Source organism: Streptomyces sp. W1SF4 (assembly GCF_003950035.1).
GTDB lineage: Bacteria > Actinomycetota > Actinomycetes > Streptomycetales > Streptomycetaceae > Streptomyces > Streptomyces racemochromogenes.
The window spans coordinates 6,448,517-6,462,823 of the sequence record NZ_CP034350.1 but is presented as its reverse complement, the minus strand read 5'-3'; the positions used below and the strand labels follow the sequence as shown (position 1 = coordinate 6,462,823).

Below are 14,307 nucleotides of genomic sequence, written 5' to 3'. Positions count from 1 at the left end.
GGCCCCTTCCCCGCCTGCCGCGCCGTATGCGGCTACCCTCCGCGACCGCACGGCGTCACGGCCGTCCGCGCGATCGGGTGCAGGGCGGCACGTTCGAGAGGGGCGGAGGGGTCGATGGACACGTCCAGCCGTGCCGGCCGGGAGCCGGCCCGCACCAGGAGGTCGCCGACGGCCGCGATCATCGCCCCGTTGTCGGTGCACAGCGTCAGCGGCGGCACCCGGAGCGCGACGCCGGCGGCCGCGCAGCGCTCCTCCGCGAGGGCCCTGACCCGGGAGTTCGCCGCGACGCCGCCCACCACGACCAGCGTCCGCACGTCGTACTCGCGGCACGCGGCGAGGGCCTTGCGGGTCAGCACGTCCGCGACGGCCTCCTGCAGGGAGGCGGCGCCGTCGGCCAGCGGGAGCTCTTCGCCGGTCTGCCGGTGCCGTTCGGCCCATCGTGCGGCGGCGGTCTTCAGTCCGGAGAAGGAGAAGGCGTACGGGGCGTCGCGCGGGCCGGTCAGCGGGCGCGGGAAGGCCACCGCGCACGGGTCGCCGCCGCGGGCCGCACGGTCGACCGCGGGTCCGCCGGGGTACGGCAGGCCGAAGACGCGGGCCACCTTGTCGAAGCACTCCCCCGCGGCGTCGTCGACGGTATCGCCGAGGTGCAGGATCGGGTCGCGCACGAGGTCCCGTACCAGGAGCAGGGAGGTGTGGCCGCCGGAGACGATCAGGACCACGCAGGGGTCGGGCAGCGGTCCGTGCGCGAGGGTGTCCGCGGCCACGTGCCCGGCCAGGTGGTGCACGCCGTACAGCGGCACTCCGGCCGCGTACGCCAGCGTCTTCGCACCGGCGAGGCCGACCTGCAGGGCTCCGGAGAGCCCCGGGCCGGTGGTCACGGCGACGGCGTCGAGGTCGCTCAGGCGCAGCCCGGCCCGGTCGAGGGCTTCCCGGACGACCGGGTTGAACGCCTGGAGGTGCGCACGGGCGGCGATCTCCGGGACGACCCCGCCGAAGCGGGCGTGCTCGTCCATGCTCGACGCCACGACGTGCGCGAGCAGCCGCCCGCCGGACACGATCCCGGCCCCGGTCTCGTCACACGACGACTCGATACCCAGCACCACGGGAGCGCCCACACCAGCCTCTTTCGCACATCAACTGCTCTTGCAAGTGATGTGCAACAAGGTACACAAGCCCCTCGCCCCGGTCTCGGCCCGCCTCAGGTGGGGGTGGCGGTGTGGGGGCCGTGCCAGTCCAGGCACAGGACGGTGGCGTCGTCCCTGGGCGGCCGGCCGTCGTAGGCGTCGGAGACCGCCCCGACCAGGGCACGGACCACCTCCCGGGGGTGCTCGGCCGCGGTCTCGCGCAGCAGGCCGGGCAGGTCGACCGTCGCGGCGTCGCGTTCCTGCATGCCGTCGGTGTAGAGCAGGAGGCGGTCGCCGGGGCGCAGGTCGAGGTCCTGGACGCGGTAGGCGCCCTGGATGGTGAGGCCGAAGGGCAGGTCCACGGCCAGGGCCGGTTCGGTGACCGTGCCGTCGCGCAGCCGCAGCGGCCAGGGGTGGCCGGCGTTGACGAGCTGGGCGCTGGTGCCGTCGAGGGCGATCCGCAGGAGCTGGCCGGTGGCGATGCTGTGGTGGCCGTGGTCGAGGAGGGCCCGGTGGAGCTGGCGGGCCTGTTCGGCGAGGGTTTCGCCCGCGCGGCGGGCGCCGCGGGAGGCGTTGACCAGGAGGGTGGCCATGAGGGAGGCGTTGACGTCGTGGCCCATGGCGTCGGTGATCGAAAGGTGCAGGGTGTTCTGGTCGAGGCTGTAGTCGTAGGTGTCGCCGGCGATGTCGGAGGCCGGCACCAGAGCGCCGGCGAGCGTGAACTGGGGGGCCTCGCAGGAGGAGGCGGCGGGCAGGAGCTGGCGCTGGATCTCCGCGGACAGGCTCACCGTGGTGGTGCGGTTGCCCCAGTGATAGAGGTCGGTGAAGCGCCGGTCGGCGACGATGACGTACGCCAGCGCATGCGCGGCCTCCTGCACCTGGGCCAGCACCTCCTCGGTGACGTCGGCGAGGAAGAGCTCCAGGACGCCGATGGTGTCGCCGCGGTTGGTGACCGGCGCCAGCACCCGCTGCCCCTGCCCGCCGTCCGGCGCCAGGACCAGGCGCTGGTAGCGCAGGACGTCGTCGTAGACGCCGCTGCCGGCCAGGGGGATCCGCTCGGCCCGGTCCTCCCGCTGCCGGGTGGCCGTGTCGTGGACCCGCAGCAGACGGCGGCCCACGACGTCGACGAACAGGAACGACACGTACCGGGCAGCGAACCGGTCCCGCAGGTTACGCGCCACCACATCCAGGGAATCCACCGGAGCGGCTGCCTCCGCGGCCGCCAGCACCTGCGCCAGCCCGATCCGGTCGCCTGCCACACCAGCCCCCCGCATACCCGGTTCACCCTGCCGCCGGGCTGACACAACCACACCGGCGGCAGCCCGCGGCACACGACATGCCGGGGGCGCCCGCGCGCGCGGACCCCGACCCGGGGACGGACAGGCGCCGCCAGCCGGGGGTGGGGGCGAGTGCGTCAAGCGATTCGGGGGCGGTCTGGCCACCGTCGACGGTGAGGGTCTGGCCCGTGACGAACGCGGCCTCCGTCCGCCGTGGACCCCCGCGGCCGGCCCGACGGCCCTGCGGAACCGCAGGGCGGACTTCGGCGCCGTGCAAGCATTTCGGGTGTACCTCGGGCGGGCCGGAGGCGGCCGGCGGACGAACGTGGTGATCTTGGCGGTGTCATCCCGCAGGCATCCGTGCACGACGTGAACCGCATGCCGGTCGTGCATGCCGAGCGGGCCCTTTGGACGGCAGACAGGAACAGGAAAATGCCCGAACGAGCCACCACCACCGCCACCGCCACCATGACCGACACCGCCAAGCGGCGCATCTTCGCCATGCTCGACAGGGACGGCGACGGCGCCATCTCCCGCACGGAGTACCTCGCGCGGGTCGACCGCGCGGCAGCGGCCATGGGCCGGCCCGCCGACGACCCGGTCGTGGACGCGGCACGCACCGCGCACGAGGCCGTGTTCACGGACATGGACGCCGACCACGACGGGCGGGTCACGTTCGAGGAGTACCGCACCTGGGCCGGGCACGACGCATTCGAGCGGTCCTGCCGACCGGCTCTCGGCTCGCTCTTCGACGTCGCCGACCACGACGGTGACGGCCGGCTCACCCGCGAGGAGTTCACCCGGCTGCGCATGGCGTCCAGCAACGCCGAAGCGGACGCCGGCCAGGCCTTCGACGACCTCGACACCGACGGCGACGGCCTCGTCGACCGCGACGACTACCTCGCCGGCATCCACGACTACGTCACCACCGGCGCCTCCCCCATGGCCGCCGCCTACCGAACCCTCCCCAGCCCCTGACCGGTGGCCCAGGCGGTCGGCTGGCCGGCGATTACGCGGGCAACAAGGTCAGGCTTCGACCCGGCGCAGGACCAGGCGGAGTTCCGGCGTCAGCCTGAGGCCGGCGACCGCCTGGTCGGTGCCGGTGGGCCATGGGGTCATGGTGCCCGCGCCATGTCCTCCGTCGAGGAAGCGGGCCGCGTACCAGCCCGGTCCGCGGAACCGGTCGGCCACGTACGAGTGGTCGCTCCTCACGGAGCCCGGTGACCCCCGGCGCGGGCCGGGCGCCCCGCAGTACCCCCAGGTGGCCACATCGCGGAAGGCGCCGAACCGGCGCATAGGCCTGCCCCCTGACGCAACGTCAGCAGCCCGGCCCGCAGACCTGCTTGTGCCATGAGTTCCGGCACCGCTTCGACCTGCTCGGCACCGACGGGGACGACTACGTCGGCGAACGGGACTTCACCGCCCTCGCCGACGCTCCACCGGCCCCAAGGCCCCCGGTAACAGGGTCCTCGGCCACGTCTGAACCGGCCGAACGCCATCTCCCCCGCCGGCGCCGTCCGTGTCACGATGGGGCCGTGACCCGTGACGTGTCGCCGCAGGCGATCCCCGAGGTCCCCGGTACCGCCCCGGCGGGGTGGGAGAGGAGACCGCTGACGGTCGGCGCCGAGGAGGAGTACCTCCTGGTCGACCCGGTCACACGGGAGCCGCGTCCCGAGGCACCGAAAGTGGTGGCGGAGGCCGCCGGCGAACTCGGCGACCGGGTGACCACCGAGATCACGGCCTACCAGGTCGAGGTACGCACCGACCCCCACTCGCGTCTCGACCTGTTCGCCGAGCAGGTACGTTCCATGCGCGCGGCCGTGGTACGCGCCGCCGCGCGCCACGGCCTGGGCGTGATCTCCAGCGGCACACCGGTCCTGCCGCATCCGCTCCCGCCCCCGATGACCGAAGGCCTCCGCTACGCCAGGAGCGTCGCCGCGTTCGGCGCCCTGGACGACGAGCAGAGCATCTGCGCCTGCCACATCCACATCGGCATCCCCGACCTGGAAACCGCCCTCCAGGCCGGCAACCATCTGCGGCCCCGCCTGCCGGCCCTGATCGCGCTGGCGGCCAACTCCCCGTTCTGGCAGGGCCGGGACACCGGCTACGCGAGCTGGCGCACCATGGCCTGGGCCCGCTGGCCGGCCGCGGGTCCGCCCCCGTACGTCGAGTCGCGAGCCCACTTCGAGAGTCTCGTCGCCGCTCTCACCGCGACCGGCGGCATCCTGGACCGCGGCGGACTGTACTGGGACGTCCGGCCCTCGCACCACGCACCCACCCTGGAGGTCCGGGTCGCCGACGCCACCGCCACCGCGCAGGACACCGTGCTGCTCGCCGCGGTCGTCAGGGCCCTGGTCGACACCGCCCTGGCCGACATCGAAGCCGGACGGCCCGCCTTCCGCCCGTCCCCCGAGATCCTCCGCGCCGCGTGCTGGCGGGCCTCCCGCGACGGCCTGACAGGCGAAGCCGTGGACCTGCGCAGTCACCGTCTCGTCCCCGCGACCGCCGTCATGGACGAACTGCTGGCAGACGTCAGCCCGTCACTGCGACGGCACGGAGACCTGGACACCGTCACGGCGGGCTGGGCGGCGCTCCGCGCGGCAGGCAGCGGCGCCGACCGCCAACGGGCCGCACACCGGAACCACGATGACCTCACCGGTGTCGTCGACCACCTGATGCGCGCCATGACCGCAGACTTCCCGGCCCACACGCTCGGTGACGATCCTCCCGCCCCACCGCGGCAACGAGGCGCGTAGCCCCCGCTTCCCCGCAGCACCGGCCCCTCCGCACAGGGCTGGCGGCCAGCTGGTCCCTCGCAGCGCCAGCCCGGTGAGCAGCGCATCGGGCTGAGGCCGCCGCAGCAGCTCGAACGCCTTGCGGAGCAGGTCAACCCTACTCCACTGGGCTACCTCACACCCCACGAAACCCGCCTGCGCTACCGACGAGAGCAAGCCCTCGCGGCGTAACAACAACGTGTTCAAGATCATGGGGAAACTTCACTTGGTAGCCGACTCACTTCAAGTGGCGCTCGTCCGGCTTCTGGGGCGAGCGCCCCGGGTCTGTCAATCGAACGGCTCTGTCCCGGCCGTCGGGTCCCCGATGCGCAGGGCCCGGATCTCCCTCTCCTGGAGGAACGGGGTGCGGTTCGGACGTACGGTCATCTGTCGTCCGCCCGTGCGTCGAGCGTGAAACGGCGAAGTCGAACCCGGCCGGTCCCCGCCTCGGCCATTGGGCCAGGAAGTCGGTGAGCGTGAGGGTCAGTGTGGCCAGGCCTAGCCGTCGCCGACGCAGCGGCGGTGGCCGGCGCTGAAGGGGGTGAACGCGTCCTTGTGTGGCTTCGACACCCATGAGCTGTGCAGGAAAATCGCATCCTGCTGCGACTCGCGCAGGCAGGCACCGTTCATCGGCCGCAGCTCGGCGAGAGGGTCCGGCCTTCGGCGGCTGGCCGACCCGCGAGGGCGGCGCAAGCCGAGGCTCGGAGCCATGCTTCGTTCGAGGGATCTCAACGTCGCATCACCACGACGACAGGCCAGGGTGGGACGTTTCTTCACCGCATTTGGCCGCCAGCCCGCAGCCATGCCGGGGAGAGCGGCTTGGGGATCATGCGTCGCATGGCGTTTCTGAAGAGTTTCAGGTGTCCGTGGTTCGCGCATGCGAGCGGTGATCCGCGGCAGGGTGCGGTCGGCCCGGCCGGAGGGACGCGGTGATTCCCGTGCAGGGCGGTCGGCACGGACGGGATGTGCGGGTGATGGTGGTCGGAGCGGGGTTCTCGGGGCTCGGCGCCGCCATCCGGCTGCGCGAAGCGGGGTTTCGCGATGTGCTGGTGCTGGAGAAGGCGCCGCAGCTGGGCGGTACGTGGCGGGAGAACACCTACCCGGGTTGTGCCTGCGATGTGCCCTCGACGCTCTACAGCTACTCCTTCACCCCGCACACGGCCTGGAGCCGCATGTTCGCCGGACAGGAGGAGATCCGCACCTACCTCGCCGCCACCGCCGAGCGGTACGGACTCGGCGACGTGCTGCGCTGCGGCGTGCAGGTGCACGGAGCCCGCTGGGATCCGGCCGCCGGGCGCTGGCTGCTTCAGACCAGCGACGGGCCCTACAGTGCCGCGGCCCTGGTCATGGCCACCGGTCCGTGGCACGTCCCGCGCCCGTTGGACGTGCCGGGGCTCGACGAATTCGCCGGGCCCGTGCTCCACACCGCCCGCTGGGACGACAGCGTCGACCTGTCCGGAAAGCGTGTGAGCGTGGTCGGCAGCGGCGCCTCCGCCGTGCAGGTCGTCCCGGCCATCATCGGCCGGGCGGCAGCCGTGCACCTCTTCCAACGCACCGCCCAGTGGGTCCTGCCCAAACCCGACCTGGCCCTGTCCCCCGCTTTCAACCGTGTCGTCAACCGACTGCCCGGCGCCCGACGCGGTCTGCGCGCCTCCCAGTACGCACTGCAGGAAAGCTTCGGCTACGCCTTCCGCCACCCCGAGCTCGCCCGCCTCCTCGAAGCCGGCGCCCGGGCGCACCTGCGACTCGCCGTTCCGGACCCGCAGCTGCGCCGGGCCCTCACCCCCGACTACCGGCTGGGCTGCAAGCGCCTGCTCACCTCCAGCACCTACTACCCGGCCCTGAACCGGCCGCACGTGCGCCTGCACCCCACCGCGGTGAGCGCCGTGCGCGGCAACAAGATCGTCGGCGCCGACGGCACCACCGCCGAAACGGACGTCCTCATCACCGCCACCGGCTTTCGCGTCGGCGAACTACCACTGGCCCGGGACCTGTACGGCGCGGACGGCCGGACCCTGCACGACGTCTGGGGCGGCGACCCGCAGGCCTACCTCGGCACCACCGTCACCGGCTTCCCCAACCTCTTCCTGCTCCTGGGCCCCAACCTGCTCGGCGGATCCACCTCCGCCATCAGCGTCTTGGAAGCCCAGCTCACCTACCTCACCACCGCCCTGACCCACCTTGACCAGAGCGGCAACCAGGCGCTGGAGGTCCGGCCTGCCGTCCAGGACACCCACAACAGCGCCGTACAGAAGGCGCTGGCGACCACCGTCTACAACACCGGCGGCTGCACCAGCTACTACCTGACCTCCAGCGGCCGCAACACCTTCGCCTGGCCCTGGTCCACCGCACGCCTCACACGCCGGCTTCGCCACTTCGACCCCTCCTCCTACATCTGGCACACCCCCTCCCCACCCCTCTCCCTACCCATCCCGCGAGCACCGCAGGATGACAGCCTCGGGGCCTTCCGGCGCCGGCAAACCCGCGATTGAGCCGGGACGGGGTCACGGATGTGCCCGGGCTCAGGGGCGGCTCCCCTCTGACACTGGAAAGCCACGGCGGCAAACTCCACGACGTCGAACCCCGCCGGCGTCCGCCGCGGTGACGTCGCCTCGGCTCTACGGAGCCCCTTGTGCCCTCGGTGGGCTGATCGTTGCCGAGCAGATCGCCGTCAGCTAGAGGTACCTCTGAGCTCCCCCGTCGGTCCGGGACGAGGGCTGTCACCAAGCGGGTTGCGGGCGGGCTACCGGCGGCCCAGCGAGCGGGTGGCCGCCCGACCAACTCCGTTGCACCGCACAGGAATGTCTTGCTGATCAGGTTTCGTATGGAGTGTTCTTGGCGAAGTACTTCCACCATGGGCTTATCGCCGGTTACCGGTCATCCTGCTGTCGCTGTCTTCCGTGAGCCCCGAGGCGGTCGGCCCGTACCGGTGCTGGGTCCACGGGTCGATGCGGAGGCGAAGCGGACCGCGCACGTGCTGGCCGGGCTGTCGACGCATGCCGGACCTGTCGAGCGGACCCTCGCGCTGCGGGAGGCCGCCGCGGCTGCGGGTGAGTTGGTGGCCGCGCTGTCGGATCTGGCTCCGGCCGTGGTCGGTGAGGGGCTGTCGGCGGAATCGATCAGTCAGTCCTACTTCCGGGTCCGCGAGGGGGAGCTGTCGGATCAACAGGCTGCCCTGCATGGTGTCCTGGTCATCCACCGCGGTCTGGATGATCTGTGTGATGCTCCGCTGTCGGGTTCCGACCTGGCGCTGGAGGTGGCCGGGATGCGGCAGTCGGTGCTCGATCTCACCGGCGCAGCGCCGGGCGCGGACCATGACTCCGTCCCGCCGGTGACCGTCCCCGAGGCCGGTGCGGGGTCGTCGTTGGAGAGTGTGTGGAGTGCTCGGTGGCTCATCGGTCACCAGGTCCATGTCCTGTTCAATATCTACGCCGCGGTCGCCGTGGCCGACGCCACCCGCCATCTGCGGCACGGCGACGGCGACGCCGCGCTGCTGAGACTGGCAGACGCGACGGTGTACGTGCGGGGCTTCTCGGCGGCTATGACCCACGCCAGTACGGTCCCGGCCGATTACTACATGGCGGCGATACGCCACACCATGGCGCCGCCGTCGGTGGACGTCCCGTTGAGCGGGCGCCAGCATCGCGGATACAAGCTGTTCCGGGCGGCGATGAAGGACCTGCTGTCCGTGCTTCCCGACTCCTACGCGCGGTTGGCGGCCCGCGCCCCGGAGCTGGCGGAGGCACGTGGCGCGCTCCTGGAAGCCGACATCGTGGACGGTGAACGGCACGTCACCCTCGCGTACTCGATGGTGCACCTGCGCCGTTCCATCGCTCAGAAACCCGAAGGCCCCGACAATGCCGTGGCCGAACTACGGCTCATGCGGCATCGCCGCGCGGCCCAGTACGCCTCGCTGATCCGATTCGGGGACCACTACATCGCCGACGCCGTGGCCGGCCTGCGCCACTCGTGAGTCCGCGCGTCCGCCGCCCACACCCCGGCAGGAGACCCCCATGCCCGAGACGACGCCCGACACCACCCGAACTACCGTCCAAGCCGCGGACTGGGAACTGGATCCGGCCGATGCCGGCGCATGCGAACGTCTGGCCCGCACCCTGTGCACTCGCGGGGACCACCAGGTCGACAGCCCCGAGTGGGTGACAAGGGCCCGGGACGCCTGGGAAGACCTTCCGCTACAGCTGCGCCGCGAAGTGCGCCGGTTCCGAAGGCACTCCGGCCCACACGGCACCTTGGTGATCGGTGGCCTGCCCGTCGATCAGGCGGCCTTGCCCGCGACACCCTCCGTACCGGGCTCGGTCCAGCGCCAGGCCACCATTGCGGCGGCGGTGCTCACCATGGTGGCATGCGGGCTCGGCGAGCCCCTCGCCTACCGGGCCGAGAAATCCGGCGCCCTCGTGCAGGACGTCGTGCCCGTCCCCGGGCAGGAGACCTTCCACGGCAACGCCGGATCGGTGCCGCTGTCCTTCCACACCGAGAACGGCTTCCACCCCCACCCACCCGACTATGTGATCTTCCTGTGCCTGCGCGCCGACCACGACCGACGCGCCGGCATGCGCGTCGCCGGCATCCGCCAAGCACTGCCGCTCCTCACCCCAGCCAGTCGCCAGATCCTGTTCGCACCGGAGTTCATCACCACACCACCACCCTCCTTCGGCCCCGACGCCGCCGCGAGCAAGCCCGACACCGAGCCCCGACCGGTGCTGTCGGGAGCGGTCGAGGATCCCGACATACGCATGGCCCAACTCGTCACCACCCCGCTCACCCCTCGGGCTACAGCGGCGCTGGCCGAATTCGGCCGCGCCTGCGAGGCGACCGCCCGCACCCTGCTCCTGACACCCGGCGACCTGGTCGTCATCGACAACCGCGTCACCGTCCACGGCCGCACCGCCTTCCGCCCTCGATACGACGGAGCGGACCGCTGGCTGCAACGCACGTACGTCACCACCGACCTGCGCCGCTCCCGCGACCACCGCCCCCACGACGGCCACGTACTCGCCCGCTGACCGGCCCCTGTATGTCAGCCGACTCCCTAGTCCTCAGGGGGTCGTTCGATGGCCTGGGAGCGCAGTTGCTGGGCGAGACCCTCGTCGAAGAGGTAGGTCGCGCCGTTGGCGAAGTCGAAGACCGGTGTCGCCAGCGCCGCGACGGCGTGGACCACCTCGGCAAGGGTCGCGTAGCGCTGGAGCGGAACGTCCAGGACGAGGTCGTCGAGGTGTGCCCCGTCGGCCGAGGTTGTCGATGTCCCACGGCTCCACGATCTGCCAGTCCTCGATCACCGGCCCGTAGGCGTCCGCTCCCACCGGCGGCGGTGCCAGGATTCGGCGGCCTTGCTGCGCCGCGGCCACCAGCACGCCGCTGGACCACACCCGCTGGTAAGGCAGCGCAACCCAGTCCACCTGCTCCAGCAGCCGCACGAACTCAGAACCGGGGTGGAAGCCCGGAAGGTAGCGGACCCGATCGTGGGCGGCCGCGAGCTCGCTCAGGGTGTGGTGGGTGGCCGGATCTTCCGGGTATCCCGCGATCAGCAGCCGCTGCTCCCCGGTGACGTGCCGGACGAACGCCTGAGCGAAGGCCGCGGTCCGCTTGTAGGGGCGCAACCGGCCGAAGCAGCCGATCGTCGCGCCGTACGGAGATCCCCCTCGACCGGGGACGAGGTGAAGGTAGAGGGGGTGGGGCAGGTGCAGCGCCGGACCGGGCAGTCGGCTGCGGATCCGGCGGGCGGCCAACTCGTGCTCTTTGGTGGAGAAGTGGGCGCCGTGTGTGAGCGAGTCGACCTCGTCGATGAACGCCACATTGCCGTGCATCCCTTCTTCGTGCGGGGCAAGTTCGTGCACCGTCTGCACCAGACGCGTCCCCCTGGCGGCAAGCTCCCGCAGAAGGGCGACCGCCTCGGTGTCGGCGAGCAACCGGGCGAGCATTTCGGGCCAGTGCAGGTGCACGATGTCCGGCACAGCCCCGACCAGCTGGAAGAGGTCTCCGGGGGCGAAGCCTGGTTCGTCGCGACACAGCCCCGGGCGCAACACCACAGCCCCTCGTGCTGCGAGGTGGCTCTCCTGGAGTGCGACGTAGTCGTTCCAGCCGCAGGTCTCGGGTATCTGGAGCACGCGGAGGCCGGTCACCGCACAGCCGCCCTCCGAAGCCCCACTGCGGGGCAGAGGTCCCTGGGTGCGGGGAGGGCCGGGGGTGACAGCGCCGTACGGGTCATGAATCGCCGTGGATGGCAGTGCACTTGACGTGTCCGTGATGAATGTTCACAGGTGAGGCGGCAGGTAGCGCCCGGGATCCGGGAAGTGGCCGGATCCCGTCGGCACCGACGCGCGTGCCGAGTTCTTCTTGACGGCGTTACCGCTATCCATGCGCCGCTACCGCCGGCCCCGAGAGCCGACGGGTACACCGTCCACCTCGACAGTTCGCCGATCGGCGCATGGGCCGGACTCGGCGAGCACGGCTGGTATGGGAGGTGGTGGCGCCGGGTAGGGCGGAACCATGCCCAACATCCCCCTGGCCGAAGTGGCGCTGCGAAGGTTACTGACGGTCGTCGACCAAACGGCCGAGTTGGCGACAGGGTTGGCGTCCGCCCTCCGGATCAGCCCGAATGACGCCGCGCCTCGTACGGCGGAGACACCGCTCGGCGTCGACGTACTGGCCTTCGGGCCTTCGGAGTTCGAGGCGGTGACTGGCCATCTGGAACCACTGGACCAGCTGATCGCGGCCGTCCCGCCCGATGCCGACGGGATGCGGTGGCGCTACCTGGACGAAGCCGTGTTGTTCCGTTGCGAGGCGGAAGTGCCCACTCCGTTCGACGACTTCACCGCATCCCTCGACATCAGCCGGGTGATCGGTCTGACCAGCGGCTACCTTGGCGGCAGTACGGATGTCCGGGCGCGGGATGAGGCCGGCAGGCCGATCCGGCAGCTCGAGCGCAGCATCAGCCGGGCCCAGCCCGCCTACCTCGCACTCTCCGGCGCGGATGTGCTCGACGTCTGCAAGCTGGAAACCATTGACTACGGCCTGGACAAGCAACTGCTGCGCTGGCGGCAGGTGCACAGTGCGAACGGCTCCGCCGTCCAGGACGACGGCTCGGTGTCCTTCGCCCGGACCCCGGGCGGCACTGGAGTGACCGTCTGCGCCTATCAGCAGTTCGCCCTTCCTCCGTTGTGGCGGGCGATCACCCCCGTGCTGTGGCCCGCAGTCAGGCGCGCTCTGGTGGAGGACGCCTACCGCACGTCCTTCCGTATCACCCTGAGCACTATCGCGGCACACGGGCAGGGCAGCGCCGAGCCGGTCGGGGAGGCGGCCGGTGCCGCCTCCTCCCTCTGGGACACCGTCGCCCGCGCGGCCGAGCCGTTGAGCCCGCCGGCCGGGTGGGCCCCGTGGAGGCCGATGCGGCCCGGCTACACCGACAGTTCTGGCTTCCGTCACTTCAGGCCCGAAAGGCAGCCCCGTTGATCCCGTTGGCCACCGAGCCGCACGAGTACCCGTACGCTTTCCACATCGCCCTCGACGGCAACGGCCTCAACGGACTCGAAGGCCGGGCAGGCGTCTGCGTCTTCCACTACGACCCCGCCACCGGCCGGTACGCCTATAAGATCGACTACTACGACGGCATCGCCGGCGGCCACGCCGTCAGCGTCAGCCCGGACCACGCCGTCGGATTCCTCGGCAACACCGGCCAGCACCTGCTCTTCTACGACACCGCCACCCTCGACGAGACCGCCCGCCTGTCCACCCTGAGGATCGAACCTACCGACTCGTCCATCAAAGGCACCACGCACGTCACCTGGCTGGGTGACCGGGAGTTCGTCGGCGCGATCGGGGAGCACCTGTGGCGGTTCGACCTCGACAAACTCGACGCTCCCGAGCGCCTGGGCCCGCACGGCCTGAAGCTGCCCCACGCCATGAAGACCACGGCTTCCGGCCGTTACCTCGTCTACGGCGGCATGGACCACCCCGGCCGCGGCGAGGCCCGCGAGGTCGGCATCTTCGACCTGCACACCGGCACGGCCCGCCACGTCGGCCTACCCGCCACCTGCTGGCACGTGGCCGCCCACCCCCGCGAAGACCGGTTCTACGCCCTGTCCTTCCGCGTCCTGCCCCAGGAAGGACACGACTGGCACGAATGGGCCATGGCCTACCTCAAGGAATACGTCTTCGAGATCGACGCCGCACACGGACAGGTCCTGCGCCATTGGACGGCCCCGCGGGAGACCCCGGCGCACATCAACTCGGACGTCTGCGTCTCCGACCGCGAACTGATCTACTGCAACGGCGGCAGCGGCACCATCGTCATGATCGACCTGGACGACTTCGCCACCCACCGGATCATCGACGAGCGCCCCGGCCTGCCCGAGCAGCTCCTCGCCGGCCGACAGGCACTGCACCAGGTGACCGACGCCTTCACCCGCGGCTCACCGACCGCGAGCAGCAGGCACTTCCTCGCCGCCCTGCGGGTCTCGCGCGGAACCCTGCTCGATTCCGTGTACGCCTGCCAGCTCTCCGCCGACCAGACCCTGCTGTTCACCGCCAACCGCGGACTCAACACCATCACCATCTACGACTACCCCGCCAACACGGTCCGCCAGCGCGTGCACATGCCGGAACTGCGGCAGTACGTCGACGGCCTCTCCTGGCGGCACGACCCTCGGCTCGGCTTCCACCACGGCACACTGATCTCTCCTCGTGATCGCGAATTCAAGACCCAGGCCGGCGACTCCCCAGCCTGACGCTCAGCGCCCGCTACGACCCAAGACGACGCTGCCCCTGGGCGGACCGAGATCCGGACCAGTTGCGGACCACCCGCTGCCATCCCGACCATGAGCAGACGATTTCCGGTCCCCGAGGGTATGCCCACCGCCGCTGCGGCTGCCGGGACACCCACCGCCACCAGATCGGTGCTCGCTGTCCTCACCTGGCCACCGACAGCACCCACGGGACCTGGGCCTTCGCCGTCGATGTCCCTGCACCGGAACGTCGTCGGGCGACGGTCCGTCGAGGTGGTTCGTCAGCCAAGACTCAGCCGATGCATTGCGGCGGTTCCTCGAGGGCGAGGCCGGCGGGTTCGACGCCGACCCGAACCACTATCGCCGCCCCTATCTGAACGCGTGGCTCACT

The 14,307-nt window shown here is 71.3% G+C and carries 11 protein-coding genes; 7 read left to right on the top strand and 4 right to left on the bottom strand.

The features are described from left to right. Nucleotides 1-32: 32 nt before the first annotated feature. Nucleotides 33-1,103, bottom strand: coding sequence for a tRNA (adenosine(37)-N6)-threonylcarbamoyltransferase complex transferase subunit TsaD (gene tsaD, locus D1J60_RS30050; RefSeq protein ID WP_125824266.1), 1,071 nt, complete (start codon nucleotides 1,101-1,103; stop codon nucleotides 33-35). Between the two features lie 95 nt (nucleotides 1,104-1,198). Further along, entirely contained in the window at nucleotides 1,199-2,383 is a 1,185-nt protein-coding gene (locus tag D1J60_RS30045) for a PP2C family protein-serine/threonine phosphatase (protein ID WP_125823224.1), read from the bottom strand. A 450-nt stretch (nucleotides 2,384-2,833) separates the two neighbouring features. Between D1J60_RS30045 and D1J60_RS30035 the strand changes: the two genes are divergently transcribed. Then, the gene (locus D1J60_RS30035; RefSeq protein ID WP_241253444.1) at nucleotides 2,834-3,379 is read left to right on the top strand and encodes an EF-hand domain-containing protein; all 546 of its coding nucleotides are present in this window, start codon (nucleotides 2,834-2,836) and stop codon (nucleotides 3,377-3,379) included. Nucleotides 3,380-3,427: 48 nt separating this feature from the next. Here the strand turns inward: D1J60_RS30035 and D1J60_RS30030 are convergent, their stop codons facing one another. Next, nucleotides 3,428-3,613, bottom strand: a complete 186-nt coding sequence (locus D1J60_RS30030) for a hypothetical protein (RefSeq protein WP_125823222.1) — start codon at nucleotides 3,611-3,613, stop codon at nucleotides 3,428-3,430. Nucleotides 3,614-3,936: 323 nt separating this feature from the next. On the opposite strand from D1J60_RS30030, the gene D1J60_RS30025 reads away from it, so the two are divergent. The 4 genes from D1J60_RS30025 to D1J60_RS30010 all read left to right on the top strand — a co-directional run bounded on the left by D1J60_RS30025 (nucleotide 3,937) and on the right by D1J60_RS30010 (nucleotide 10,199). Then, nucleotides 3,937-5,157, top strand: a complete 1,221-nt coding sequence (locus tag D1J60_RS30025) for a glutamate--cysteine ligase (RefSeq protein WP_241253443.1) — start codon at nucleotides 3,937-3,939, stop codon at nucleotides 5,155-5,157. Between the two features lie 992 nt (nucleotides 5,158-6,149). After that, nucleotides 6,150-7,667: an NAD(P)/FAD-dependent oxidoreductase gene (locus D1J60_RS30020; protein ID WP_164720996.1), complete on the top strand. Its 1,518-nt coding sequence runs from the start codon at nucleotides 6,150-6,152 to the stop codon at nucleotides 7,665-7,667. A 482-nt stretch (nucleotides 7,668-8,149) separates the two neighbouring features. Continuing rightward, nucleotides 8,150-9,148 carry a hypothetical protein gene (locus D1J60_RS30015; RefSeq protein ID WP_241253442.1) on the top strand — a complete coding sequence of 333 codons (999 nt, stop codon included), beginning with the start codon at nucleotides 8,150-8,152 and terminating at the stop codon, nucleotides 9,146-9,148. 40 nt (nucleotides 9,149-9,188) lie between these two features. Further along, nucleotides 9,189-10,199 (top strand): clavaminate synthase family protein, encoded by a 1,011-nt coding sequence (locus tag D1J60_RS30010; RefSeq protein ID WP_125823220.1) that lies wholly within the window; start codon nucleotides 9,189-9,191, stop codon nucleotides 10,197-10,199. A gap of 33 nt (nucleotides 10,200-10,232) precedes the next feature. Here the strand turns inward: D1J60_RS30010 and D1J60_RS30005 are convergent, their stop codons facing one another. Next, complete coding sequence (locus tag D1J60_RS30005) at nucleotides 10,233-11,300, bottom strand: glycosyltransferase (protein ID WP_164720995.1); 1,068 nt, start codon at nucleotides 11,298-11,300, stop codon at nucleotides 10,233-10,235. Between the two features lie 382 nt (nucleotides 11,301-11,682). On the opposite strand from D1J60_RS30005, the gene D1J60_RS30000 reads away from it, so the two are divergent. After that, nucleotides 11,683-12,645 carry a hypothetical protein gene (locus D1J60_RS30000; protein ID WP_125823218.1) on the top strand — a complete coding sequence of 321 codons (963 nt, stop codon included), beginning with the start codon at nucleotides 11,683-11,685 and terminating at the stop codon, nucleotides 12,643-12,645. Further along, nucleotides 12,642-13,919, top strand: a complete 1,278-nt coding sequence (locus tag D1J60_RS29995; RefSeq protein WP_206436595.1) for a hypothetical protein — start codon at nucleotides 12,642-12,644, stop codon at nucleotides 13,917-13,919. Before D1J60_RS30000 ends, D1J60_RS29995 begins: the two co-directional genes overlap by 4 nt. Nucleotides 13,920-14,307 lie beyond the last annotated feature (388 nt).

What these genes read in the sequence shown, in the direction of transcription:
- D1J60_RS30035 (WP_241253444.1), top strand. Translation starts at nt 2,834, where the DNA reads ATGCCCGAACGAGCCACCACCACCGCCACCGCCACCATGACCGACACC.
- D1J60_RS30000 (WP_125823218.1), top strand. Translation starts at nt 11,683, where the DNA reads ATGCCCAACATCCCCCTGGCCGAAGTGGCGCTGCGAAGGTTACTGACG.
- D1J60_RS30010 (WP_125823220.1), top strand. Translation starts at nt 9,189, where the DNA reads ATGCCCGAGACGACGCCCGACACCACCCGAACTACCGTCCAAGCCGCG.
- D1J60_RS30020 (WP_164720996.1), top strand. Translation starts at nt 6,150, where the DNA reads ATGGTGGTCGGAGCGGGGTTCTCGGGGCTCGGCGCCGCCATCCGGCTG.